The following is a 24,342-nucleotide window of genomic DNA, read 5'->3' on the forward strand; positions in this document are numbered from 1 at the left end:
TACTCGCGACAGCGAACAAATTTGCACAGTTATTTTCGAATCAGAACACTAGAATAGCCCCACCTTATTCGGAGCCAGAGCCTTTATGTCAGAGTCGGTTGACGCCCCCGGGCTGTCAGATTTACCGCTGGAAGACTTGGTGGCCTGTCACGAGTGCGACCTGCTGATGCGCAAGCCCACACTTGCCCACGGCGAAAAAGCGCTCTGCCCACGCTGCGGTTACGAGTTGTACGCTCACCGTCACAACGTGGTGCAGCGCAGCCTCGCCTTGGTGATCGCAGCCTTATTGCTGTACATCCCGGCAAACTTTTTACCCATCATGCAACTCAATATCCTCGGACAATCCTCGCAGGATACGGTCTGGAGTGGTGTGCTCGGCCTGTTCAATACGGACATGCAGGGCGTTTCGATTGTCGTATTTCTGTGCAGCATGGCCATACCGCTGCTCAAGTTGCTGTGCCAGTTGTTCGTGTTACTGACGATCCGCTTCAATGTCGGACGCAGCTATGGCTTGCTGCTCTATCGCATTTATCACCACCTCAAAGACTGGGGAATGCTCGAGGTCTACCTCATGGGCGTACTGGTGGCGATCGTCAAACTGGCAGACATGGCAGCCATTACCGTAGGCCTGGGTTTGGCGTGTTTCATCGGCTTGTTGTTGGTTCAGGTCTGGCTGGAAGTGGTGATGTCACCGCACCAGATCTGGCAGGCGTTATCAGGAGAGGACGCTCATGCGGGCGATTGATGCGGGCATTCTGGTGTGTACTGAATGTCATGAGTTGAACAGGCAGGAAGCGGACACCGACGAGCAGACCTGCACCCGCTGCGGTGCATTGGTGCACGCTCGCAGGCCTGACAGCCTCACCCGTACCTGGGCACTGCTGATCACGGCAGCGATTATCTATATTCCAGCCAACGTGCTGCCGATCATGACTGTCAGTTCTTTGGGCCAGGGTGATCCGAGCACTATCATGTCCGGCGTGATCCAGTTGGTGCAGCACGGCATGATTCCGATCGCGGCTGTGGTGTTTATCGCCAGTATTCTCGTGCCCACCTTCAAACTGGTGGGTATTGCGCTGTTGCTGTTTTCGGTACAACGACGCCAACCGTTGTCCGCGCGTCAGCGTATCTGGATGTACCGCTTTATCGAGTTCATCGGCCGCTGGTCGATGCTCGATATTTTTGTGATCGCCATTCTCGTGGCGGTCGTCAACTTCGGCCGGCTTGCCAGTGTCGAAGCCAATCTTGGCGCCATCGCCTTCGCCAGTGTGGTGATTCTGACGATGCTCGCCGCAGTAACTTTCGATCCCCGACTGATTTGGGATAACACGGAGTCGGACGACGACCATGACTGATTTGCCCGTAGCGAAAACCCGACCGGCTTCGAACTGGTCTGCCATTTGGGTTCTGCCTCTGATCGCGCTGATCATCGGCGGCTGGCTCGGCTGGCGTGCCTATTCCGAAACTGGTATCGAGATTCAGATCCGCTTTGAAAGCGGTGAAGGCATCCAGGCCAACAAGACCGAGGTCATGTACAAAGGCATGCCGGTCGGTAAGGTCAAGGCGCTTAAGCTCGACGATGAAGGCAACTCAAAAGGTGTGATCGCCACCGTTGAGATGAACAAAGACGTCGAGCAATACCTCAAGACCAGCACGCGCTTCTGGCTGGTCAAACCGAGCGTGACCCTGGCCGGTATCACCGGCCTGGAAACTCTGGTTTCGGGTAACTACGTGGCTATCAGCCCCGGCGAAGGCGAACCGACGCGCAAGTTCAAGGCGCTGGCCGAAGAGCCGCCGTTGTCGGACGCCAAGCCCGGTCTGCACCTGACTATCAAGGCGGATCGTCTCGGATCACTGAACCGTGGCAGCCCCGTGTTCTACAAGCAGATCAAGGTCGGCCAGGTCAAAAGCTACCTGCTCTCGGAAGACCAGAGTACCGTCGAGCTCAAGGTTTTCATCGAGCCGACCTACGCCAAACTGGTGCGCAAACACACGCGTTTCTGGAACGCCAGCGGCATCAGCATCGACGCCAACCTGTCCGGGGTGAAAGTGCGCAGCGAATCGCTGGCCAGCATCGTCGCCGGTGGTATCGCTTTCGCCACACCCGAAAACCGCAAGGACAGCCCGCCGACCGATCCAAGCCTGCCATTTCGTTTGTACGAAGACTTCGATGCGGCCGCTGCCGGGATCCGTGTGAAGGTCAAACTCAGCGATTTCGAAGGTCTGCAGGCTGGCCGTACACCAGTTATGTACAAAGGTATTCAGGTCGGCAACCTGAAGGCGCTGAAGGTCGATCCGGACCTGAACAGCGCCACTGCCGAACTGACTCTTGATCCGTTGGCTGAAGACTATCTGGTGGACGGCACGCAGTTCTGGGTAGTGAAGCCGTCGATTTCCCTGGCGGGCATTACCGGTCTGGAAGCCTTGGTGAAAGGTAACTACATCGCTGTGCGTCCGGGTGATAAAGGCGCGCCGCCGAAACGCGAGTTCGAGGCACGGCCGAAGGCGCCGCCGCTGGATCTGCGTTCGCCGGGCCTGCACCTGGTGTTGTTCACCGATACACTTGGCTCGATTGATGTCGGCAGTCCGATTCTGTTCAAACAGGTCAAGGTCGGTTCGGTTCAGAGCTACCAGTTCTCCAAGACTCGCAAGCAGATAGTCATCGGTGTGCACATCGAGAAGGAGTACGAAAACCTGGTCAACGCCTCGACACGCTTCTGGAACGTCAGCGGTGTCACGCTGACTGGCGGGTTGACCGGCGGAATCCAAGTGAAGAGCGAGTCGCTGCAAACCCTGATGGCCGGCGGTATCGCTTTCGAAACACCGCAAGCCAAGGCGCCGTTACAGAAGCGCATTCCGCGCTTCCGTCTGTTCGCCAACCACGATGACGCTAATCAGAAGGGTGCCGTGGTCACGATCAAGGTCGATCGCGCCGATGGTTTGCGCAGCGGCACGCCGGTTCGCTTCAAGGGACTGGATGTCGGCAAGATTGAAAGCGTTGATCTGACTGACGATCTGCAATCGGTGATCCTCACGGCGCGCATCACTGAAGTGCCGGAGAAGATCGCCCGGGTTGGTAGCCAGTTCTGGGTGGTAAAACCGGAGCTCGGCCTGATCAAGACAGAAAATCTGGAAACCCTGGTGACCGGGAAGTACATCGAAGTGCAACCGGCGGCGAAGAACCTCGGCCCGCAGAAGAACTTTGTGGCCTTGGCCAATGCGCCGGAAGTGACCAAGCAAGAGGCCGGTCTGAGTCTGGTCTTGAGCGCGGCCCGTCGTGGTTCGCTGAAACCGGGTGTGCCGGTGACTTACCGTGAAATTACCGTGGGTAAGGTCACCGGTTATGAACTGGGCCAGACAGCTGATCGCGTGTTGGTGCACATTCTGATCGAGCCGAAATACGCACCGTTGGTGCGCAGCGGTAGCCGGTTCTGGAACACCAGCGGTGTCGGGTTTGATATCGGTTTGTTCAACGGGCTGACGGTGCGCACCGAGTCGCTGGAGACGGCGATTCAGGGTGGGATTGCTTTCGCCACGCCGGATGGCGAGCGCATGGGTAACCCGGCACGGGCGGAGCAGACGTTCCCGCTGTTCGACAAGTTTGAGGATGAGTGGCTGACCTGGGCGCCGAAGATTTCCCTCGGTAAGTGATTCTATGGTGTCTGAAGTGGCGCCATCGCGAGCAGGCTCACTCCCACAGGGGAGCGCATTCCAACTGTAGGAGTGAGCCTGCTAGCGATAGGGCCCGCAAAATCAGCACAAATCCCAAGCCATAAAAAAGGGCCGCGATCCAAATAGATCGCGGCCCTTTTTATTGCCTTCAGCTAATGCCGATCAAACCGCATCCAGCTCCGGCTCATCCGCTTCAACATTGACCGTAGCCTTCACCACATCATGGCGACGGATGTACTTCCAGTCCGCCTCATCAATGTAGATCCCCGCCGGGCCGCTGCCACCTTCCAGGTCGATCGCGACACTGGCGCAGACCTGCGGCTTCACACTCGCCAGAATCGGCACGAAGCCCAGTTGCAGACTGGTTTCCAGCAGTGCAGCCTGGTTTTTCTCGTCGATGTCTGCGGCCTCGTCGAGGTAGTACGGCAGGCGCACGCGACCGGCCAGATCGCGATCCATCAAGTGCAGCAACAAGTACATGTTGGTCAGCGCCTTGATGGTCATGGTCGTACCGTTGGACGCCGCGCCATCGATGTCGGTGTGGATCACCGGCTGGCCGTTGACCTTGGTGATCTCGAAGGCCAGTTCGAACAAGTCCTTGAGGCCGAGTTGGTTGTGGTTCGCCGCCACCAGCCGCGCCAGGTATTCCTTGGCCTCTTCGTTCTTGTTGTCCTGCTCGGCACTTTGGCTGAGGTCGAACACCGACAGGGTTTCGCCTTCTTCGTACTGACCGGCGCTGTGGATGATCTGGTCGATGTGCTTGAGCGCTTCCTTGTTCGGCGCAAGGACGATGCGGAAGCTCTGCAGGTTGGACACTTGACGCTTGTTGATCTCGCGGTTGAACAGCGCCAGTTGATGTTCGAGGCTGTCGTAGTCGCTGCGAATGTTGCGCAGGGTCCGGGCGATATCGGTGACCGCCGCACGACGGGCCTTGCCCAGTGTCAGCGCTTCATCGGTGCGGTGCGCGTAAGCGTTGATCAGCAACGACAGGCGGCGCTCCATGTCGTCTTCGCTGTCGAACTTGGCCACGCCTTTCAGGCGCACCTGCGCGTACAGCGCTTCAATCTGGCCATCGGCGCGCAGCAGACCTTGCCAGCTGTCCTGATAGTCGTTGAGCAGTGGCAGCAGGTTGTCCATCGAATCGTCGACCGGATCCATGAACGGCGTACCGAACGGCAGATCCGCCGGCAACAACTGACGGCGACGCAGCGCATCGTCGAGGGTGCGTTGCTTGGCTTCCATATCGGCGATCTGGCGGCCGACCAGTTGCAGCTTGGCCGACAGTTGCTGGACACGTTCGGTGAAGGCGTCGCTGGAACGCTTGAGTTCGTCCTGCGCGCCTTCCATCTGCGCCAGTTGCTCGAGCTTGTCGCTTTCTTCAGCGCTCAATGTCTGCGTGCGGCGGAAATCTTCCAAGGCTTTCTGCGCGTCCAGCACTTGCTGGTACAGCGCTTCGGTCTGGGTCTTGCTCGCGGCGCGGTCGGCGGCCACGGCTTGCTGGGTTTTCAGTTGCTTGAGTTCTTTTTCCAGACGCTCTTTCTGGTCGCGCAGCGCAGCGCGGTCAGCCAAGGCCTGCAGCGCCGGCGGCTCGATGTGCGAGATGTCGATGGACAAGCCCGGCACTTCGAAGCGCTCGCCCTTGAAGCCATCGAGAATCAGCTCGACCGATTTGACCCACTCGCCGTCGTCGTCGAGGGTGATGCCGTGTTCGCCCAGTGGCAGGCTGAACAGTGCGCTATTGAACAGGCGCATCAGACGCTCGACGTCCTGTTGCGAGAACTCTTCGCGCAGACGGGCATAGCTGTTGTTGTCGGCGTGATCGAGTTGCTGCTTCACCGACTTCAGGCGTTTTTCCAGATCGCGTACGCGCTCTTCCAGATCTTCCGCACTGAATTGACGCGATTGCGCCAAGGCACCGGCCAGTTCGTCGTGGGCGTCTTTGGCGGCGAGCAATTGTTGCTCGAGCATTTTGACGTCATCGACCAGGGCGAAGCGATTTTTCAGCACCGACAATTCGCCGAGCCAGCGCTGGATACCGGAAATTTCCCGCTCCAGACGCATCAGTTCCTGAGTGCCGCCGCGCTGATCGTTTTGCAGACTGTCCTGCTCGCCACGGTAGTGGTCGGCCTGAATCGTCAGCTCTTCTTTGCGCGCACTGGCGTAGTCCGACCAGGTGCCGAGCAACGAATCCAGAAGTGGCGACAGGCGATGCAGTTTGCCGCGCAGCACGTCGCGCTGTTTCACGCCGTTGGCCAAGGCTTCAACCAACGGGCCGGCAGCGACCAGCGAGTTGTAGTCCTGTTCCATCCGGCGCACGTCGCGGAAGGCTTCTTCGCAGGCGGCGATGTAATCGACGCTGCCGGAACGCAGGCTGTGTTCGAAGGCATCGAGGAACAACTGCTTGAGCTTGGCCGCGGTGATTTCGCGCATGTGCAGCAGGTTGATAAACAGCGCACGGAAAGTCTTCAGGCTCTGTTCGCTGGTGGAGCGCAGTGGAATCAGGGTCAGATCCAAAGGAATCGACGTATGACCGCCCACCAGCAAACGACGCAGCTCATCAGGCTTGAGTTCGTAGGCTTTCAGGCCTTCTTTTTCAAGGTTGCTGAACAGCTCTTTCTGGCGCAGGCAGGTGTCGTTCTTCTGGTAATGCGCCAGATCGAGCTTGCCGGCGTAAGCAAAGAACTGGTGACCGAAACCGCCGCCCGGGCCGCGACCGACCACGCCGATCACGTGCGGGCCGTGGGGCAGATTCACTTCGACAAGGATGTAGCTGGTGTCGGAAGCGAAGTAGAAGCGCCGCGATTGTTCCAGGCTGTATTTGCCGAAACTCATGTCCGACATGCGCGCCAGAATCGGGAATTGCAAGGCGTTGATCGATGCCGATTTACCGAGGTTGTTTGCGCCGTAAACCGACAGCGGTTCTTCCAGCGGGAACAGGCCGAGGCTGTAACCGGCGGTGTTCAAAAGGGCAAAGCGGCGGATGCCGTAGCGTTCCTGGCTCATGCGTCGGACTCCTGTTCTTCGGCAATGGCGCGGGCCAGTGCGTCTTCTTCGCTCTCTTCTTCAAATTCGGAAAGATCGAGCGGGTCGTCGGTTTCGAGGAATTTGGCTTCGGCCGCTTCGTCGATCAGCACCGGTGCTGGCAACGGCAGCACGCTGTGCACGCTGGCCGCCAGATCACGGTCCTGCTGTACCGACAGGCAGACGTCGAGGAAGCGGTGCATCGGCGGCAGGAAGCGGTACACGCCGTTTTCTTCGCTGGCAAAGCCGAGCTGAGTCATGCGGCGCATGATCTTTTCTTCGAGTTCTTCAACGGTCTGCACTTCGGCCTGAATGAACAGGTCGCGGTATTTCTCCAGCAGCGATGGCAGCTCTTCGCGGCCGAGGCTGCCGCCATCGAGCACGGCAATCGGGTCGCGGCCCTGATCGGCCAGATGCTCGACGAGGATGAAGGTGAACAGCGCCAGACGCTGGGCAGTCTTGTTCACCGCCGCAGCGGCCATGTCCGGCACGAAGTAGTAGAAACCACGGGTATCGCAGACCAGCTCAAAACCCAGCGCCTTGAACAGCGTGCGGTATTGATCCTGGAAGTTCGACAGTTGCGTGTACAGCTCCGGGTCGCGGCGGCTGACGTGGTAACCCTTGAACAGCTCGCGGAAAATCGGCGCGAGTTGCGACAGTTCGGAAAGATCAAGATGCATTGGGGATGCTCGCAGAATTCTCGGCGGCGTTATCGCTGGCCGAGAGCAGGGCGAAGGAGCGCAGGCTGACCTGGTGCTCGTGAGTGTGGTATTCGCGGCGTTCCAGACGCTCGCGCTTGAAGCGTTTTTCCCGCGACAGGCGCGAGAACCAGTAGAGCAATTCGTCGGTCGCGCCGTCCGGTTCCTGCTCCAGCAGCCAGGTCATCAGATCCGGCATCGGCAGGGCTTCTTCGCAGCGGTCGACCATCTCGCGAACGGTGCGTGGCGCGCGTGGGGCTTCGCCTTTCTGCGTTTTGTGCGCTTTCGGGAAGCGCGCCGGTTTTGGCTCGAATCGCGCCAAGGCATAAACGTAGGCTTCGACCTGACTGGCGCTGCCGAGGAAGGTGCTCTGCGGGCGGGTAAACAGCGGCATCGCCGCTTGCGGCACGGCGTCGATGCCTTTGCGGCGAATCGCTGCCAACGCCAACGCGGCGCCACGGGTCACGGCGTTATGCCGACGCGCTTCTTCACGCAGCGGCAGCAGCAGTTCACGGGCATGACGCAAAGTCAGCTGGGCACTGGTCTGCATTTCGAGGATGCGCGCGTGGGTGCGCAGCAGCATGTCGTCATCGACCAGATGGCCGAGGCGCTGCTGTTCGCTGAGCATCTTCAGCAGCACGGTTTCGACCTTGCGCACGCCTTGTTCGAAGGCGCCGTCGGCGTTCACCAGATCGATCATCGGCTCGACATATTCGTCCCACGTCGCCAGCACTTCGGCGTAGCGCTGACGCAGCGGAATTTGTCGATCGCTGGTCTTCGCGCGCTCGGCGACGGCGACCAGGGCCTGTTCGTCGTTGTCGAGCTTCTTCAGCACATCGCGCACGCGCATGTCGAGCAGGCGCAACTGGCGCGCGAGGTCGTGGCCGTCGCGGATGTCGAACGCGTCCTGGATGTAACCGGCCAGACGCTCGAGGTGACGCAGATAGGCTTCGATTTCCAGGCACAGGCCCAGCCGGTGCTCACGACGCAGGTAAGCGAGGAAGTCATGAATCTGCGCATTCAGCTCGAAACGGTTCGGGCTTTTCGCCACCGGAATCAGAATATCGAGGCGAATCCACACGTCGAGCAGGCTGGTGATGTCCTGCGGTGTGCTGTCCAGTTGTTGGGCGGCCAGTTGCGAGCGCAGTTCGTTGAGGCTCAATGTGCCTTGGTCGAAATGCTCACACAGTGGCTCAAGCAATGCCCAGTGTTCAGCGAGGGCGCGCAAGACGCGCTTGGGTTCGATCATCGGAATGCCCGGCTGGTTGGCAATGAAAAGCGGCGATTGTACTGCATCACGAAGGATGCGATTCACTCTCGGGACGGACTGTCGCTTTCTTTAGACCAAGTCTATCGATCAACAACGGGCGATCTTGAGCGAACGGCGGTAGAATCAGCGCACTTCAGTTATCCACAAGTGGCCGACCCTTGCTAATCGAGTCCCGCCGCCGCGCCTATTTGAACGCCATGCAGGTGGTCAACTGGCTGCCGCGCACCGAATTGCCTTTCGCCGCGCCTTCACGGCCCGAGCTGCTGGACATGCCCGAGCCCGAGGTAGAGGCGCCGGTGGTGCTTGCGCCTGCGGTCGAAGCGCCCGCGCAGCCTGCCGCTCGTCCGGCCGAACGGCCGAAGATCGAAGTGCCGCGTCCTTCGTTGGCCAGCACCCGGACCAACGCCAAACCGGTGGAAGAGGCCGACGACACGCCGGTTGTCGCCAAACCGGCGCCAGTGCCACCGCCACGTTTTGCTCTGCAATTGCTTCGTGCCGGGCGCTGCCTGTTGTTGGTCGAGTTACCCACAGGTGAACCGTTCCAGAGCCGTGATCCGGCTTATCTGTTGCTCAAGGACATGCTGCGCGCCGCCGGTCTGCCGGATGCGCCGCAAATCGTCGGCGAACCGGTGCGTTGGCCGTGGCTCAATCGCGGCACCATGGATCAGGGCCCGGACGCGGCGCGCGACTTCGTTCAGGGTTTCCTTTCGGTGCAAATGGAAGCCGCTCCGTGCGCCTGCCTGTGGCTGATCGGCCTGCCGGCGGTACGTTTTGCCGGTGAAGCGGATGCCGAAGCATTCAATCGTGAATTGCAGATCGAAGGTCTGGGCTCGGCCTGGGCCATTCCCGGTCTGGAATTGTTAATGGAAGAGCCACAGCGCAAGGCCGCTGTGTGGCAAGCCATGCGTCGGCTGATGGCGCGCTGGAAAGAATCGAATGAGTGACGCTGTATCGTTCCGCCCGATGACCGAGGCGGATCTGGAAACCGTGCTGAAAATCGAGTACGCCGCTTACAGCCACCCGTGGACTCGGGGGATTTTTCTTGATGGGCTGGGCAAGTACCAGATCTGGCTGATGTTCGAGGGTGAGCAGCAGGTTGGTCACGGGGTGGTGCAGATCATTCTGGATGAGGCGCATCTGCTCAACATTACCGTCAAACCTGAGAATCAGGGGCGTGGGCTGGGGCTGACGTTGCTTGAGCACTTGATGTCGCGGGCGTATGCGGCTTCGGCGCGGGAATGTTTTCTGGAAGTGCGTGACAGCAATACGGGCGCGTTCAAGTTGTATGAGCGTTATGGCTTCAATGAGATTGGCCGGCGTCGGGATTATTATCCGGCGGTGGGCGGGCGCGAGGATGCCGTGGTCATGGCCTGCACCCTGGTTGACTGATGACCTGTAGGAGCTGCCGAAGGCTGCGATCTTTTGATTTTGATGTTACGACCAAGATCAAAAGATCGCAGCCGTCGGCAGCTCCTACAAGGGGGCGCGTCTGCTAGCGGTTGCCATCCAGCGGATCACGCCGCGCCAGCTCCGCCTCATCCAGCCCATTGCCACCGCCGATGTCATCTTCATCGACAATGCTCAAATCCCAATCCGCCTGATTGCCTTCCCCGGCCTCTTCGGCATCCCGCGCACCGTCTTCGTGAATCAGCGTTTCCGGGCTCAAGTCATCGTCGGTGGGTTCATGGTCAGCGGTCGATGCACCGGTAAAACCGGCCTCGCGCACCCGCTCACGCGGCATCAACTGCTCGCGCTCACGCTCGGGAATCTCATCACCGATTTTCGCGCTGGGCTGGTCTTCATCGAAATCCAGCTCATGCACCGAACCCATGCGGTCTTCGTTATCATCAATGGGTTCTGGTTGCACCGCATCGTAAGGGCGTCGTGAATCAGTCATGGCAATTCCTCATACTGTGGGCCTTACTTAGGTGGACTCGCCAGGCACACGAGAATTCCAATGAAATCACTTGCGTTGGCGGCGTGACCCCGACGGGCGGTCGTCTGTCATACCAGCGCATCTTTCTTGAGGCCTTACAGCATGCATGACTTACAAGACCTGATTGATAACAACGAGCGTTGGGCTGACGCGATCACCAAGGAAGACCCGGATTTCTTCGCCAAACTGGCGCGCCAGCAAACGCCGGAATATCTGTGGATCGGCTGCTCCGATGCGCGTGTGCCGGCCAACGAAATCGTCGGCATGCTGCCGGGCGATCTGTTCGTGCACCGCAACGTTGCCAACGTGGTGCTACACACCGACCTCAACTGCCTGTCGGTGATCCAGTACGCGGTCGACGTACTCAAGGTCAAACACATCCTCGTCACTGGCCACTACGGCTGTGGCGGTGTGCGCGCGTCAATGCAGGATCGTCAGTTTGGCCTGATTGATGGCTGGCTGCGTTCGATTCGCGATCTGTACTACGAGAAACGCGAAGAACTGGCCAAGCTGCCGACCGAAGAAGAGCAGGTTGATCGGATGTGCGAACTCAACGTGATCCAGCAAGTGGCCAACGTCGCGCACACCAGCATCATCCAGAACGCCTGGCATCGTGGGCAGAGCCTGTCGATCCACGGTTGCATCTACGGCATCAAGGATGGTCGCTGGAAAAGCCTGAACACCACCATCAGCGGTTTTGAGCAATTGCCGCCGCAGTATCGTTTGCGTCCGGTTGGCGCTTTGTAACCGGGCTGTCAGCGCAAACCCGAGAGCCGCCAGCGCTGTAAAAAGTGCTGGCCCTCGATACTGGGTGGTTCGTCGTGACCGGTGATCCACCCTCGACAGCGTTTGGCTGCGCAGCCGCAGGCAAACTGATGCAGCAGTTTGTCTTCGGTGGCGGCGTAGTCCATGGTCAGCCGCTCCCCCCTGTGGATATCTTTTAACGCCCACAACCACAGCTCGCTCATGTCGAGAAATACGTTGGGGTCGCACGCGTGTTCGATCAAACCGCAAAAGCGCGGATCGTAAATGTGGATGCCCGTCAGCATTTGTCGGGTCTGTCGGCAGCGATAGGGCAGTAGTTGCCCGGACACCCGGCATATCCGATGACTTTGCACAAACTCGCTTCGCGCTGCGACCGCCATAGGGCTGCCGTGCGCATCGTGGATGATTTCGAAATCGGCACTGGCGGGAAACCCCAGTCGCACGGGCAAACCGGCGAAGGGGTAAATACCCTCAGTATCGCGTGGCGCCGATTGCGCCATGGCGTGGATATTCATAACAGTCCTTGTCGCAAAGGTTTTGCGACTTCTTTGGGTTGACGTCCTGTCAGCACTGCAACACTTCTGTTTGGATCCAATCGTGTCGTATTAGGTATAGCCGGTCTACTGTCAGATCTGACAGGCGATTTAGACGCTTTCCCGCGTCAGCATTGGCTGACACGGGAGCGCTTTCGGCGATTACAGGTGCGGGGCGGGAACGGCGGTGGCCGGCAGCGGTGTCTGCAATTGCTTCAGTTGCGCCTTGATCGGGGTGGTCGCGCACTTGGCGACGGCCTGTTCCGGGGGCAGGTTGCGGATCGAGGTGTAGAACAACTCGCAGGTTTTGACCTTCTGCGTCACCTGCCACGTCTGTGTGCAACTGTTGAGGGTGGCCTGCGCATCGCTGCCCGGTTTGCTGCCCATGCCAGCCTGCCAGCAGGCCGCGCTCAAATCCTGCCCCATGACTTTTAGACCCGCAGCATCAGCCTTGGCCTGGGCGTCGTCGCCGGTGTAGCTTTTCGGGTCAGCGGCGTACCAGATATAGCTCGGATGGTTGGAACCCAGCACCGGCACTTTCACGCCTTCGCTCGGGCTGATCGTCGCCAGGCCCAAGACATTCACGGTTGGCCCGTATTGTTGCTTGATCCAGTTACGCACCGGTGCGCCGAACGCGACCATTGGCAGCGTCGTGCCGCTGGCGGTCTGGCTGAACTGTTTGACCAGGGTGGTCTGGTAGTCCTTGAAATAGTCATACACGCCTTCCAGATCACTGCCGGCGTTGGACGGTGCCGCGATCGGGGCGATGTCGATAATGGTCTGGAACGCTGGTGTCTGGGCGGCGGGGATGCCGTTGTCGGTCAACAGAGTCGCCCAACGATCGGTGGTGTTCGAACGCAGATAATCCTGCGCTTGCGTCAGCGAGTAATCCGGCGGGAAATGCAGCAACTCGACACTTTTGCGGTTTTCCAGAGCCATGCCCAGCGGCAGGAACAGGTACCAGCTGTAGGCCCATTTGCCATCGGCGTTGAGCTTGCTGGCGCCGGTGTAGGCCAGATCCCCGGCGTCCAGCAGCGCCGACAGCGGTTTGTCGTAATCCTTTGGCACGCCGGTGATTTCGGCGTAGAGCTGGCCGTTGTCGGTTTTTACCAACACCTTGGCATCGGCATAACCATCGCGTTGCACGCTCTGGCTCAGGTAATGGGCGACGGTCTGTTCCAGCGTCCAGTTGCGGAAGCAGATCACGCTGCAATTGTTGGGGTAAGCGAAGAGACGGGTGACGCGTTCGGTGCTGCCCAGTTTCAGATCGACATCGGCGTGGGCGGCTGCGCTCAGTGTGAGCGCGGCGAGTGTGAGTCCTGCGAGTTTGAACATGCTCAGATCCTTTTCAGCGTGGGTTCCCCCGCGTATCGGGGGCGCCTCATAGTGGATCAGCCGCGTTTGACAGAGAAGCCGTCATCGGCAGATTTTTGCGCAAACTCGCAGGGCGGGTTTTCAAGCCTGAAAATGCAGGGCGTTGGTCAGATCGCCCATGGGTTTCTGACCCCGGGCAATCATCGCCTCGTCCCGTTGCTTGAGGCCGTCAAGGGTCTCCAACTGGAAGACACGGGTGATCAGCCGCAGGATCGACGCGGTGTCGTAGACCGTGTGATCCACCGTGCCTTTGCGCGCGAACGGCGACACTACCAGCGCCGGCACGCGTGACCCCGGACCCCAGCGGTCGCCCTTGGGCGGCGCGACGTGATCCCACCAACCGCCGTTCTCGTCGACCGTGACGATGACCACCATGTTTTTCCACTGGGGGCTTTCGCGCAGCACTTTCAACGCGCGCACGATGTGTCGATCCCCGGAAGCCACATCGGCATAACCGGCGTGCATGTTCAGGTTGCCTTGGGGTTTGTAGAAACTCACCGCCGGCAACTTGCCCGCTTCGGCATCGGCGAAGAACTTGTTGCTGCTCGATTCGTCACCCAAGCCGGCATCACGCAGACGTTTGTTGCGCTCGTCGAGGTTCTCCGGACCTTGCTGTTTGAAGTAGTTGAACGGCTGATGGTGATACTGGAAGTTGGGGATTTTCGGAATGCCGCCGGAATCCTTGTACTGATCCAGCGTCGCCTGCCACGCACCGGCATACCACGCCCAGTCAATGTTCTTTTTCGACAACTTGTCGCCGATATGCTCGTGGGTCTGCGGCACCATGACGTTGGGCAGATCCGCTTTCGAATACGCCGGGCGCTCGGGGTCGCGAATCCAGGTGGGCCAATAGGGCGGGGCGAGGGTGTTGACGCCAAAGCCGTCCGGGGTCAGCGCACTCGGGCCGAACTGCGGCGGGCCGGTCATGGCGCTGGCCGGCGATGCGTCCAGCGGCTTGAGGCGCGGATCGGCCGGATCATCGCTTTGCAGCGCGGCGATCTGCGACTTGGCCACCGAATTGGCTGCGTCCGGATAGAACGGCGCGGTGGCGCTGATCAGGTACTGGTGGTTGAGGAACGAGCCACCGAAGGCGCCCTGAAAGAAGTTGTCGCACAGCACGAACTCCTGAGCGACGTCCCACAGGCGCAGGGAATAACGGCTCTGCGCGTAATGACCCATGGTCAAACCACCGGAGTCGGCCCAAGCGACGAAGCCGTCGTTCTTGCCACCATTGATCTGCATCTGGTTCTGATAGAACACGTGCCACAAATCGCGGGTCACCAGACCGAATGGCAAGTCTTCGCCATTCGGTCCTTTGAGGGCGAACGGTGCATTGGGCAGGTTTTCCTGAAACTGCGTGGCGCTGGGGTAAGACACGCCATCGAGGGTTTGCGGGCCGATCTGCAGGACGCCGCCCCAAACGGGTGGCAGGGTTTGCAGCAGCGAGCCGTCGCGGTCACGTTGTTGATAGTCGCCGGGCTTGAGTGCGGCCAGCGGCTTTTCGACACCGGGGAAATCACCGAACAGATTATTGAAACTGCGGTTCTCGGCGTAGATCACCACCACGGTTTTCACCTGATCGCGCAGGGACTTGTCCAGTTCGGCGGGCGTCAGCGGGCGCTCGGCCGGTTTGCCCGGTTGATCACCTGCGCTGCCACACCCGGCCAGTGTGGCTCCGACACCGAGCACCGCGACGCCGCCGAGGAAGCGGCGGCGACTGGTGTCGGTGGGTTGATTGGATTCAGCTGCGTCAGTGCCGTCTGTGTCGTCTTTCATCGTTCAGCCCGTTTTGCTTAATTGTTTCAGTATGTTTCGGGCGGACGCTAGCAAGGGAATATGACGGTTGGGTGACAGAGCGTTTTGTCGTTGCGCTCCTAGCCGGGCATGAGCTGGGTGAGCGAATAGCCGAGCCTGCTGGCCGCTGTTACGGCGGTCATGACCACCAGAAACAGCAATTGCAGCGGACTGAAGTGCGCCCAGTGCAATGCGGTCAGCCACGGGCGGCGGCTGCTCAGTTCCGGATCGAGCGAACCGATACGGCGTTTGTGCACCAGCCCGATCAGGAGCGTGCCGACATAAGTGAGCGCGCCCAGCGGCCCCAGCATCAGCGAAAACAGCAGCACCATCATCCCTTGCGGTACTCCGTGGCGTATCAGCAGCCAGCGCGTGTCAGGGTTCCATTTGCGCGGTATCAGCCATTCGGTGAGCCACAGGTCCGGCACGATGACATAGGACGTGAGCACCACCCACCAACTCAGGGCAAAGCGAAAAAACCATACCGGCACGCAGGCAAACAACATCGGCAAGAAGACGAGGTGCATGGCCGTTTTTTCTTGGGAGGACAGATGTTGCAGGAACAGCGCCAAGGCAATCGCTGTCCAGACCCACACCCAGGTTTCGGCGGCAATCGGTCGTGGAAAGAACCGTCGCCAGTAAAAAACATCGGCATAAGGCAAACGTGCGAGCAGCTCGGGGAAGCGCCACGTGAGCTTTTCCGACAAGTCATGGCAGGCCTGCCATTCATTCTGGCCAAAGCCGTCGATGATTTTCTTTTGCTGCAGAGGCTTGAGCGGGTTGATCAACAAGTGCGCCGCCTGAACATCGGCCGCCCACGTGCGGTCGCTTTCAGCCTTGGCGCGCAGATTGTCGTAGAAACTTTCCTGCTCGCAGCGTTCGATCAAGGTGTCCCAGAGCCAGTCCGGTTGCGGGTGCAGGCCTTTGTTGTGATCCCAGCCGAACAGTTGGCCGATGCGTTCGAACAGCGGCACGCTCCACTCAGTGTCATTGAGCAAGTGCAAAAGGGTTTGCTGCCATTGTTCGCGGCGATCGAATACCTGCAGCCACGGTTGAGCGCTGTAGCGTTTGAGCACGTTGAGAAATTCGCGTTCGCTCTGGCTTTCGAGCAGCGCTTGCAGGGCGTTTCGATAATCGGCCATCAGGCTTTCGGCGAGCAGGTCGCGCTGGCGATCATTCATCAGCACGTCTTGCCACGGCCCTAGCCATCCGAGGTGCTCGACGGCCCAGTGCAGCACTGGGCTGCGCAATTGTGGCTGGTCAAAACACCGTTGCAGCAGCAGCCTTTCGAACGCCTTGGCGCAGCTTTGCTGTTGCGCCTGATCCCAACGCTCGCCGAGATTTTCAGGCGACAGTCCCTCAAGCAGTTGCCGTGCGGCCTGCGCTTCAAGCACATACGCTTCTGTGTCCGGGGCCGCCGTCAGTGGCTCGACAGGCAAAACATCATCCTTCGCCGGCGGTGCAAAAGGCTCTGGGGCTGCCGGGTTGACGGGCGGAAAGTCGAGATCGGCAAATTCCCACGGCTGGTTTTGCCGGTGGCTGTGTTTGTTGGCCAGCGCAGCATCGAACGCTAGCGCGGCAAAGGCGCTGGACGCCGTGGCGACGTCGGTGTCTTGTTCCTCCTCGGGTTCGGCGTTTTCAAGGCGCCACCGGGCAATCGCCAGCGCTTGCTCGTAGGCTTCGCGCAGGCGCTGGAAACCTTCGGCATCCTCATCGGGGCGGAAGGTTTTCAGCAGCCGCGCATAGGCGCGCTTGATGTCGCGGGCTTCGGCGTCATCGTGCAGGTGCAGCACCGACCAGCAATCCATGGCCAGACTCCTTATTGCCACGGGGTGCGGTCGAGTTCGCTCAGGCGTCGGCTCAAATCGGTGCGCACTTCGCGGATCTGGCGCTCATCCTGAGAGTCGAGCGCGATCTGGAATTGCTTGGCCCAATCGCCCATCAGATCACGCAGATCGCCCAGGCTTTCCTGATAGAGGCGCTCCAGACGTGCACTGAGCAGCGTGTTGACCTGCTGCTCGCGCGGATGAATCTTCAGTTGTGCGAGGTTCGCCAGGCGTTGCTGGATCTCCTCGGGTGACAGCACGCCGGGGTTGTTCTCGATGACCAGCGAATGCTGTTGCCCGGTCAGGGGGATTTTCACCTGGGCTTCGAGCAGACCGTTGTTGTCGTAGGTGAAACGCACGTCGAGGGCAACTTCGCCGGCCTTGCGTTTCGGCACCTTGATGTCCAGTTCGCCGAGTGCCACGTTGTCTTTGACCAGACGGCTTTCGCCCTGAAAGATGCGCACGACCACCTGTTCCTGATTGTCGTGCAGGGTGTACACGGTTTTCACCCGACTGACCGGCACGATGCTGTTGCGCTCGATGATCGGCAGGTAGTGGCCGCTCTCATAGTTGCGGCCGACCTGCGTGGAGGTCTCGATGCCCAGCGTGTAAGAGCAGACATCGGTCAACACCACTTCTTCCAGCGCTGCGGCGCGGGCCTTGAGTGCCGCCTGAATGGCCGCGCCCTGGGCCACAACCTGATCCGGGTCGAGGGTGATCGACGGGAACCGGCCGAAAAGCCCGGCAGCGAGTTTGCGCACCAGCGGCATGCGCGTGGTACCGCCGACCAGCAGAATCTCGTCGAGATCGCTGACGCGGATGCGCGCATCGCGCAGCGCCCGTTCAATCGGCGCGCGCAGACGTTCGAGCAGCGGCATGTACAGCGTCGCCAACTGTTGCTGAGTAATGGTGTGCGTCCACTGCCGCTCACCGAGTTGCAAGCGGAATTCAGCGCTGTCGTCCTGACCCAGCGCCTTGCGCACGCGCTCGGCCTCGCGACGCAGCGGCTGGATGACGCTGCTGCGCTCCGGGAAGTCTGCGGCGGAACGGTGCTGGCTGATGAAGTGCTCCAGCAGCACGGTGTCGAAGTCTTCGCCGCCGAGGAAGTTGTCACCGGCACTGGCGCGGACCTCCATCACGCCTTCGAACAACTCCAGAATCGACACGTCGAACGTGCCGCCACCGAGGTCGAAGACCAGGAACGAGGTTTCCTTGTCGCGCTGGTGCAGTCCATAGGCGAGGGCGGCGGCGGTCGGCTCGTTGATCAGCTTCTCGACCTTCAGCCCGGCCAGTTCGCCGGCGATGCGCGTGGCTTTGCGTTGAGCGTCGCTGAAGTAGGCCGGGACGCTGATCACAGCTTCGGTGACGGTTTCGCCAAACGCGCGCTCAACGTCTTCTTTCAGACTCTTGAGCACCAAGGCGGAGAGTTCTTCCGGGCGAAACGCCTTGTCCGCCAGGTACGTTTGCGTGGCGCTGCCCATGTGGCGCTTGAACAGCGAAGCGGTCAGGCGCGGATGCGTGTGCAGACGCTCGCGCGCCGCCTGACCCACCAGAATCCGGCCTTGATCATCCAGGCCGACGACGCTTGGTGTCAGGAACTGGCCCAGGGCATTGGGCACCAACTCGGTGGCATCGCCCCGCCAGACGGCGACCAGGCTGTTGGTGGTTCCCAGGTCAATCCCTACGATCATTGCAACGAACTCCCTTTGCGCTTGGTAAAAAATGGAAACATTTATGGGCGCGCAGAATATTACCGAGGGTGCGATGCGGTAAAGCAGGATGATGGCTCTGAGCCATTATTTGCGACAGGCAGCCCGACACACGGCTGTTTCAGGAGAAAAATGCGGGCGCGGCCAGCATGACCGCGCCCGCTTTGTTACGGCATCACTGGCGGCGTATACGCCAGTGTCGTCCCCAGCGCCCACAACAACAGCAGCACCAGCGGCGTGTGCACCAGCAGTTGCACGAAGGAGAAACCAATCAGATCCCGCGCCTTCAACCCCAGCACGCCCAGCAGCGGCAGCATGTAGAACGGGTTGATCAGGTTCGGCAACGCTTCGGCGGCGTTGTAGATCTGTACCGCCCAGCCGAGGTGATATTGCAGATCATTGGCGACCTGCATCACGTACGGCGCTTCGATGATCCACTTGCCGCCACCCGACGGAATGAAGAAACCGAGAATCGCTGAATACACGCCCATCAGCAGCGCATAGGTGTCGTGGGAGGCGATGCTGACGAAGAACGTCGAGATGTGGTGCGCCAGGGTTTGCGCGTCGGTGCCTTTGACCGTAGTCATCAGCGCGGCAATCGAGCCATACAGCGGGAATTGAATCAACACGCCCGTGGTGGTCGGCACCGCGCGGGCCACGGCATCGAGGAAACTGCGCGGACGCCAGTGCAGCAATGCGCCGAGCATGATGAACAGGAAGTTGTAAGTATTGAGCCCGGAAATCGCGGTGATCGCCGGTTTGGTCGAAAACTCATGGAACAGCCATCCCGCCGCCAGCAGCACCAGCACGATGATCAGCAGCGGACTGTGTTCCAGCCATTCACCCGGCCGCGTGCGCGGTTGCAGCGGTGGCAGGTTGAAGGCCGGGTCGATCCCACAGGCCTCGGCGTCACGTGCCGAATTCGGCCCGGGGGCGGTAGCGTAGGCAATGATGATCGAGATCACGATCAGCGCCAGCAGCATCACGCCCGACTGCCAGAGGAAAATCGTTTCGGTGAACGGAATCACCCCGGTGATCGACAGGATCGACGGCGGCAGGCTGGCGGGGTTGGCCTGCAATTGCGCAGCCGACGACGACAAGCCCAGCGCCCACACCGCGCCAAGGCCCAGATAGGCAGCGGCGCCGGCAGCGCGGTAATCCATTTTCAGATCGGTGCGGCGGGCGAGGGCGCGCACCAGCAAACCGCCGAATACCAAGGACAAGCCCCAGTTGAGCAGGGACGCGACCATCGAGATCAGCGCCACCCACGCCACGGCGGAACGGCCGTTTTTCGGGATGCGTGCCAGGCGATCAATCAGTTTTACAGCGGGCGGCGAACTGGCGACCACGTAGCCGCCGATCACCACGAAGGCCATCTGCATGGTGAACGGAATCAGACTCCAGAAGCCGTCCCCGAAGGCCATGGCAGCATCGGTGGGTTTGGCGCCCATGGCCAGCGTGGCCAGGGCGACGATGATCACCGCCAGCGCGGCGAATACCCAGGAGTCGGGAAACCAGCGTTCGGCAAAACTTGAACAGCGCAGGGCAAAGCGTGCGGAGCGGCTATCTTCGATATCAACGGCCACAGGGAGTACCTCGGATTTTTTATGGTTATTGTGGTCCGCGGGAACGCTCGCCGATCTCGACAACACAGAGATCCCTGTGGGAGCGAGCCTGCTCGCGAAGAGGTCGGCACATTCAACATTGAAGTTGCCTGAACTGACGCTTTCGCGAGCAGGCTCGCTCCCACATGGGGTTTACGGCGGTTGGCCGGCGTTGGCGTGGTCCCGCTGGACAGGCATTAACAGTAATTCAACTGCCGATGCTTTGTGAGCAGGTTTTGCAAAACCGGGACTATGGTCTAACGGGTTGTCCACCAGCCCATTTGCGTAGACCATGGGCGCCTTGGTTTTTGCCTGTTTCCGAGTTCTTTGCCATGACTGCCCAATCCCCGGCCAAACCTGCGCCGTTCAGCCGTTCCGACTACAAGACCCTCGGCCTTGCGGCCCTGGGCGGCGCGCTGGAAATCTACGATTTCATCATCTTCGTGTTCTTCGCCCTGACCCTCAGCCAGTTGTTCTTCCCGCCGGAAATGCCCGAATGGCTGCGTCTGCTGCAAAGCTTCGGCATCTTCGTCACCGGTTATCTGGCGCGGCCGCTGGGCGGGATTCTGATGGCGCATTTCGCCGACAAACTCGGGCGCAAGAAAGTCTTCAGCCTGAGCATCCTGATGATGGCGCTGCCGTGCCTGCTGATCGGCATCATGCCGACTTATGCACAGATCGGTTATTTCGCGCCTTTGCTGTTGCTGGCGCTGCGCATCCTCCAGGGTGCGGCAGTCGGCGGTGAAGTACCGAGCGCCTGGGTGTTTGTCGCCGAGCACGCGCCGGCCGGTCATCGCGGGTATGCCTTGGGTTTCTTGCAGGCCGGGCTGACGTTCGGTTACTTGATCGGCGCATTGACGGCGACGTTTCTCGCGCAAGTCTTCACCCCGGCGGAAGTCCTTGATTACGCCTGGCGCTATCCGTTCCTGCTCGGCGGTGTGTTCGGCGTGATTGGCGTTTATCTGCGCCGCTGGCTGAGCGAAACCCCGGTGTTCATGGCCATGGAAGCGCAGCGCGAGGCGCGGGTCGAGCTGCCCTTGCGCACCGTTCTGCGCGAGCATCGTCTGGCGATGTTGCCGGCGATGCTGCTGACTTGCGTGCTGACCTCGGCGGTGGTGGTGTTCGTAGTGATCACCCCAACCATGATGCAGAAAACTTTCGGCATGACCGCCAGCCACACCTTCGCGCTCAGTGCCTTGGGTATCGTGTTTCTCAATATCGGCTGCGTGATCGCCGGGTTGCTGGTCGATCGTATTGGCGCCTGGCGCACGGTCATGCTGTATAGCCTGCTGCTACCGTTGGGCATCGGCGTGCTGTATGGCTGTTTGATCATGGGCGGCGAATGGATTGGCCTGGCTTACGCCGTCGCCGGTCTGGCGTGCGGTGTGGTCGGTGCGGTGCCGTCGGTGATGGTCGGTTTGTTCCCTGCGCGTATCCGCGTGTCAGGCATTTCCTTCACCTACAACATCGCCTACGCCGCGTGGGCAAGCATCACACCGCTGCTGCTGATCGGTCTGATGCCGTGGAGCCCGTGGATTTGTGTGATGTTCTGCGCGCTGATGGGCATGGTCGGCATCGTCAGCGCGGCGTATTTCGGCGCGCGCATGCCCCGAGTCGGCAGCCAATCCGTGGCGCCTTGTTCCTGAAGGCGAGTTAACGGCCTCAGCGCAAACCCGCGGAGGCCGTTACGTCAACCAGTGCCACCACAGTAACGTCCCCGCCAGACCCACCACCGAGACGATGGTTTGCAGGATCGACCAGACCCAGATCGTCTGTTTCAGCTGCAAGCCAAAGTACTCGCGAACCATCCAGAAACCGGCGTCGTTGACGTGGCAGAAGAACACCGAGCCGGCACCAATCGCCAATGCCACCAACGAACTTTGCGTCGCGGCGAGGCCCGCCATCATCGGCGCCAGAATCCCCGCCGTCGTGGTCGTGGCCACCGTCGCCGAGCCTGTGGCCTGACGCAATGCCACAGCGATCAACCAGGCCAGCAACAGGTACGGCATGTGCGCGCCTTCGGCGACTTTGCTGATGGTCTGACTGACGCCGGCATCCAGCAATGTCTGCTTCAAGCCGCCGCCGGCGCCGATGGTCAGCAACAGCACGGCAATCGGCGCCAGACTTTTACGCAGGGTGCCGCCGACGTCTTCACGGGGCATGCCGTTGGCCCAACCGAGGCAGATCACCGCCGCCATCACCGCAATGCTTAGCGCCACCAACGGTTCGCCGAGAAACTTCAGGCTCAGGGCGACGCTGCTTTGCGGGCTCATCGCGACTTTCGCCAGGGTGCTGCCGAGCATCAGCAGCACCGGCAGCAGAATGATCAGCAGCGACATGGCGAAACTCGGCTGGCGCGGCGCTTTCGGCGGCGCACTGAACAGCGCGCCGAGTTCTGCCGGCTCATCAATGTGCATGCGTTTCGACAGCCAATTGCCGTACAGCGGCCCGGCCAGAATCACCGCCGGGATGGCAATGCTGAAACCCAGCAGCATGGTCAGCCCAAGGTCGGCATGCAACGCGCTGACAGCAATCAACGGCCCGGGATGCGGAGGCATAAGAGCATGCAGCGTGGTCATCCCGGCCAGCGCCGGAATCGCGATTTTCAACAGCGGCTGACCCGAACGGCGAGCCATGACGAAAATGATCGGCACCATCATCACCAGGCCCACTTCAAAGAACAGCGGCAGGCCGATCACCATCGCCACCAGCGCCATGACCCACGGCAATGACTTGCCTTTGCCCAGCCCGAGCAAGGTCGACGCAATGCGGTCGGCGGCGCCGGATTCGGCCATCAGCGCACCGAGCATCGACCCCAGCGCAATGATGATCCCCGCTTCACCGAGAATCGCCCCGGCGCCCTTGCTGAACGCCTTGGCCACGTCTTCGGGCGGTAAACCAGCGCCGACACCGGCAATGAAAGTACCGATCAGGATCGATAGAAACGGCGGCAGTTTAGTCGCGCTGATCAACACGATAATCGTCGCAATGGCCAGCAGACAGCAGAGAATCAGGCGGGTGTCGTGAACCATCCAGGCAGCGGTCGATAAATCCAAAACGGAACTCCTTATCGGGCGGATAGCTGCAACATATTGTTGCAATTTGCCTTGAGGATACCCGATATGGCCGGGCCAGAGCGCTGGGTTTTGCAGTCGCTCGGTGGGGAACAGAACAGACCAGTGGCCTATCGAGATTATTTTTGACTGACCGGTCGCAAACGCTCTTCAGAAAAGATTTTCAAGGCCGATGGCTAGGCTGCATCCCGCTTTCTATCCTGCCCATCGGTACTTTCCCATGTTCAACAAACGCCTGAAGCAAGAGCTGGCCGCTCTTCGTGAAGAACTCTCCAGCCTCGTGCAGGTGAAGGAAAGCCTGGAAAGCGAGATGCTGGTGCTGAACCTTGAGCCCGACGGGCGCATTCAATCGGTCAACCAGAACTTCCTCACCGAGATGCTCTACAAGAGTCAGGACCTGATCGGGCGGGCGATTGAAGACATCGTCCCGGCGCATGTGAAGACTGACGAGTTCCATCACCGCTTCAAAAACGCCATGAACCGCGGCGAACATTTCGCCGGTGCCGTGCGCCTGCTGCGCGGCAATGGTGAAGAAGCGTGGCTGCGTTCGATCGTGCAACCGGTGCGCTCCTCGGATGGGCGCATCAAGCACATTTCGCTGTTCGCCAGCGACCTGACCCGCACCATCGAAGCTTCTCGTGAACACGAAAACCTGATCGGTGCGCTTGTGCGTTCGACCGCGGTAATCGAGTTCGACCTCAACGGCAATGTGCTGAACGCCAACGATCGCTTCCTCAGCGGCATGGGTTACAGCCTGGCGCAGATCAAGGGCAAACATCACCGCATGTTCTGCACGCCGGAGGAGTACAACAGCGCCGAGTACCAAAACTTCTGGCGCCGTTTGAACAACGGTGAGTTCGTGGCTGATCGCTTCAAGCGTGTCGACAGCCACGGTCGTACGGTCTGGCTGGAGGCGTCCTACAACCCGGTGGTCGATGCCAACGACAAACTGTACAAAGTGGTGAAGTTCGCCACGGTGATCACCGATCAGGTCAACCGCGAGCAAGCCGTCGCCGACGCAGCCAGCATCGCCTACAGCACCTCGCAGCAAACCGACAGCACCGCC

18 protein-coding genes and 1 pseudogene are annotated in these 24,342 nt (G+C 60.2%); 8 read left to right on the top strand and 11 right to left on the bottom strand.

All coding sequences use genetic code 11. The features are described from left to right. The first annotated feature begins 85 nt into the window (after nt 1–85). From ACM6JQ_RS08435 to ACM6JQ_RS08445, 3 genes are read left to right on the top strand one after another with little or no spacing between them, the layout of a single operon-like run. On the top strand, nt 86–745 hold the full coding sequence (locus ACM6JQ_RS08435) for a paraquat-inducible protein A (protein WP_007912972.1): 660 nt from the start codon (nt 86–88) through the stop codon (nt 743–745). Continuing rightward, complete coding sequence (locus ACM6JQ_RS08440; protein ID WP_007912971.1) at nt 732–1,355, top strand: paraquat-inducible protein A; 624 nt, start codon at nt 732–734, stop codon at nt 1,353–1,355. Before ACM6JQ_RS08435 ends, ACM6JQ_RS08440 begins: the two co-directional genes overlap by 14 nt. Beyond that, on the top strand, nt 1,348–3,651 hold the full coding sequence (locus tag ACM6JQ_RS08445; protein WP_007912970.1) for an intermembrane transport protein PqiB: 2,304 nt from the start codon (nt 1,348–1,350) through the stop codon (nt 3,649–3,651). The genes ACM6JQ_RS08440 and ACM6JQ_RS08445 overlap by 8 nt, the downstream gene beginning before the upstream one ends. A gap of 183 nt (nt 3,652–3,834) precedes the next feature. On the opposite strand, the gene mksF is transcribed toward ACM6JQ_RS08445, so the two are convergent. The 3 genes from mksF to mksB are packed head-to-tail and all read right to left on the bottom strand — an operon-like array spanning nt 3,835 to nt 8,640. Next, on the bottom strand, nt 3,835–6,675 hold the full coding sequence (gene mksF / locus ACM6JQ_RS08450; RefSeq protein WP_414893552.1) for an Mks condensin complex protein MksF: 2,841 nt from the start codon (nt 6,673–6,675) through the stop codon (nt 3,835–3,837). Next, nucleotides 6,672–7,373, bottom strand: coding sequence for an Mks condensin complex protein MksE (gene mksE / locus ACM6JQ_RS08455; protein ID WP_095114361.1), 702 nt, complete (start codon nt 7,371–7,373; stop codon nt 6,672–6,674). The genes mksF and mksE overlap by 4 nt, the downstream gene beginning before the upstream one ends. Then, the gene (mksB, locus tag ACM6JQ_RS08460; protein WP_414893553.1) at nt 7,363–8,640 is read right to left on the bottom strand and encodes an Mks condensin complex protein MksB; all 1,278 of its coding nucleotides are present in this window, start codon (nt 8,638–8,640) and stop codon (nt 7,363–7,365) included. Before mksB ends, mksE begins: the two co-directional genes overlap by 11 nt. Before the next feature lie 218 nt (nt 8,641–8,858). Between mksB and ACM6JQ_RS08465 the strand changes: the two genes are divergently transcribed. Together ACM6JQ_RS08465 and rimI are read left to right on the top strand one after the other, a co-directional pair. Further along, complete coding sequence (locus ACM6JQ_RS08465) at nt 8,859–9,605, top strand: hypothetical protein (RefSeq protein ID WP_007912965.1); 747 nt, start codon at nt 8,859–8,861, stop codon at nt 9,603–9,605. Further along, entirely contained in the window at nt 9,598–10,050 is a 453-nt protein-coding gene (gene rimI, locus ACM6JQ_RS08470; RefSeq protein ID WP_007912963.1) for a ribosomal protein S18-alanine N-acetyltransferase, read from the top strand. The genes ACM6JQ_RS08465 and rimI overlap by 8 nt, the downstream gene beginning before the upstream one ends. Before the next feature lie 103 nt (nt 10,051–10,153). On the opposite strand, the gene ACM6JQ_RS08475 is transcribed toward rimI, so the two are convergent. Then, entirely contained in the window at nt 10,154–10,558 is a 405-nt protein-coding gene (locus ACM6JQ_RS08475) for a hypothetical protein (protein ID WP_007912958.1), read from the bottom strand. A gap of 141 nt (nt 10,559–10,699) precedes the next feature. On the opposite strand from ACM6JQ_RS08475, the gene can reads away from it, so the two are divergent. Beyond that, nucleotides 10,700–11,344 (top strand): carbonate dehydratase, encoded by a 645-nt coding sequence (gene can / locus ACM6JQ_RS08480; protein ID WP_007912954.1) that lies wholly within the window; start codon nt 10,700–10,702, stop codon nt 11,342–11,344. An 8-nt stretch (nt 11,345–11,352) separates the two neighbouring features. On the opposite strand, the gene ACM6JQ_RS08485 is transcribed toward can, so the two are convergent. The 6 genes from ACM6JQ_RS08485 to ACM6JQ_RS08510 form a co-directional block, all read right to left on the bottom strand. Further along, the gene (locus ACM6JQ_RS08485) at nt 11,353–11,877 is read right to left on the bottom strand and encodes an SET domain-containing protein-lysine N-methyltransferase (protein WP_007949698.1); all 525 of its coding nucleotides are present in this window, start codon (nt 11,875–11,877) and stop codon (nt 11,353–11,355) included. A gap of 180 nt (nt 11,878–12,057) precedes the next feature. Continuing rightward, on the bottom strand, nt 12,058–13,230 hold the full coding sequence (locus ACM6JQ_RS08490; protein ID WP_414893554.1) for a hypothetical protein: 1,173 nt from the start codon (nt 13,228–13,230) through the stop codon (nt 12,058–12,060). 120 nt (nt 13,231–13,350) lie between these two features. Then, nucleotides 13,351–15,045, bottom strand: a complete 1,695-nt coding sequence (acpA, locus tag ACM6JQ_RS08495; protein ID WP_414893555.1) for an acid phosphatase — start codon at nt 15,043–15,045, stop codon at nt 13,351–13,353. A gap of 98 nt (nt 15,046–15,143) precedes the next feature. Further along, complete coding sequence (locus ACM6JQ_RS08500) at nt 15,144–16,871, bottom strand: J domain-containing protein (RefSeq protein ID WP_414893556.1); 1,728 nt, start codon at nt 16,869–16,871, stop codon at nt 15,144–15,146. Nucleotides 16,872–16,882: 11 nt separating this feature from the next. Further along, on the bottom strand, nt 16,883–18,580 hold the full coding sequence (locus ACM6JQ_RS08505) for a molecular chaperone HscC (protein ID WP_007912942.1): 1,698 nt from the start codon (nt 18,578–18,580) through the stop codon (nt 16,883–16,885). Between the two features lie 185 nt (nt 18,581–18,765). Continuing rightward, on the bottom strand, nt 18,766–20,184 hold the full coding sequence (locus tag ACM6JQ_RS08510) for a short-chain fatty acid transporter (protein ID WP_095114366.1): 1,419 nt from the start codon (nt 20,182–20,184) through the stop codon (nt 18,766–18,768). 350 nt (nt 20,185–20,534) lie between these two features. Between ACM6JQ_RS08510 and ACM6JQ_RS08515 the strand changes: the two genes are divergently transcribed. Beyond that, entirely contained in the window at nt 20,535–21,848 is a 1,314-nt protein-coding gene (locus ACM6JQ_RS08515; protein WP_414893557.1) for an MFS transporter, read from the top strand. Nucleotides 21,849–21,887: 39 nt separating this feature from the next. Here the strand turns inward: ACM6JQ_RS08515 and ACM6JQ_RS08520 are convergent, their stop codons facing one another. Continuing rightward, the gene (locus tag ACM6JQ_RS08520) at nt 21,888–23,258 is read right to left on the bottom strand and encodes a gluconate:H+ symporter (protein WP_007912937.1); all 1,371 of its coding nucleotides are present in this window, start codon (nt 23,256–23,258) and stop codon (nt 21,888–21,890) included. 238 nt (nt 23,259–23,496) lie between these two features. On the opposite strand from ACM6JQ_RS08520, the pseudogene ACM6JQ_RS08525 reads away from it, so the two are divergent. Next, a pseudogene (locus ACM6JQ_RS08525) lies at nt 23,497–24,273 on the top strand (PAS domain-containing protein); the annotation flags it as partial. Nucleotides 24,274–24,342: the final 69 nt, after the last annotated feature.

This window comes from Pseudomonas sp. IT-232MI5 (genome assembly GCF_949767845.1).
Taxonomy (GTDB): Bacteria; Pseudomonadota; Gammaproteobacteria; order Pseudomonadales; family Pseudomonadaceae; genus Aquipseudomonas.

What these genes read in the sequence shown, in the direction of transcription:
- mksE (WP_095114361.1), bottom strand. Translation starts at nt 7,373, where the DNA reads ATGCATCTTGATCTTTCCGAACTGTCGCAACTCGCGCCGATTTTCCGC.
- ACM6JQ_RS08435 (WP_007912972.1), top strand. Translation starts at nt 86, where the DNA reads ATGTCAGAGTCGGTTGACGCCCCCGGGCTGTCAGATTTACCGCTGGAA.
- ACM6JQ_RS08500 (WP_414893556.1), bottom strand. Translation starts at nt 16,871, where the DNA reads ATGGATTGCTGGTCGGTGCTGCACCTGCACGATGACGCCGAAGCCCGC.
- mksF (WP_414893552.1), bottom strand. Translation starts at nt 6,675, where the DNA reads ATGAGCCAGGAACGCTACGGCATCCGCCGCTTTGCCCTTTTGAACACC.
- ACM6JQ_RS08440 (WP_007912971.1), top strand. Translation starts at nt 732, where the DNA reads ATGCGGGCGATTGATGCGGGCATTCTGGTGTGTACTGAATGTCATGAG.
- ACM6JQ_RS08465 (WP_007912965.1), top strand. Translation starts at nt 8,859, where the DNA reads ATGCAGGTGGTCAACTGGCTGCCGCGCACCGAATTGCCTTTCGCCGCG.
- rimI (WP_007912963.1), top strand. Translation starts at nt 9,598, where the DNA reads ATGAGTGACGCTGTATCGTTCCGCCCGATGACCGAGGCGGATCTGGAA.
- ACM6JQ_RS08475 (WP_007912958.1), bottom strand. Translation starts at nt 10,558, where the DNA reads ATGACTGATTCACGACGCCCTTACGATGCGGTGCAACCAGAACCCATT.
- can (WP_007912954.1), top strand. Translation starts at nt 10,700, where the DNA reads ATGCATGACTTACAAGACCTGATTGATAACAACGAGCGTTGGGCTGAC.
- mksB (WP_414893553.1), bottom strand. Translation starts at nt 8,640, where the DNA reads ATGATCGAACCCAAGCGCGTCTTGCGCGCCCTCGCTGAACACTGGGCA.
- ACM6JQ_RS08490 (WP_414893554.1), bottom strand. Translation starts at nt 13,230, where the DNA reads ATGTTCAAACTCGCAGGACTCACACTCGCCGCGCTCACACTGAGCGCA.
- ACM6JQ_RS08485 (WP_007949698.1), bottom strand. Translation starts at nt 11,877, where the DNA reads ATGAATATCCACGCCATGGCGCAATCGGCGCCACGCGATACTGAGGGT.
- ACM6JQ_RS08515 (WP_414893557.1), top strand. Translation starts at nt 20,535, where the DNA reads ATGACTGCCCAATCCCCGGCCAAACCTGCGCCGTTCAGCCGTTCCGAC.
- acpA (WP_414893555.1), bottom strand. Translation starts at nt 15,045, where the DNA reads ATGAAAGACGACACAGACGGCACTGACGCAGCTGAATCCAATCAACCC.
- ACM6JQ_RS08505 (WP_007912942.1), bottom strand. Translation starts at nt 18,580, where the DNA reads ATGATCGTAGGGATTGACCTGGGAACCACCAACAGCCTGGTCGCCGTC.
- ACM6JQ_RS08445 (WP_007912970.1), top strand. Translation starts at nt 1,348, where the DNA reads ATGACTGATTTGCCCGTAGCGAAAACCCGACCGGCTTCGAACTGGTCT.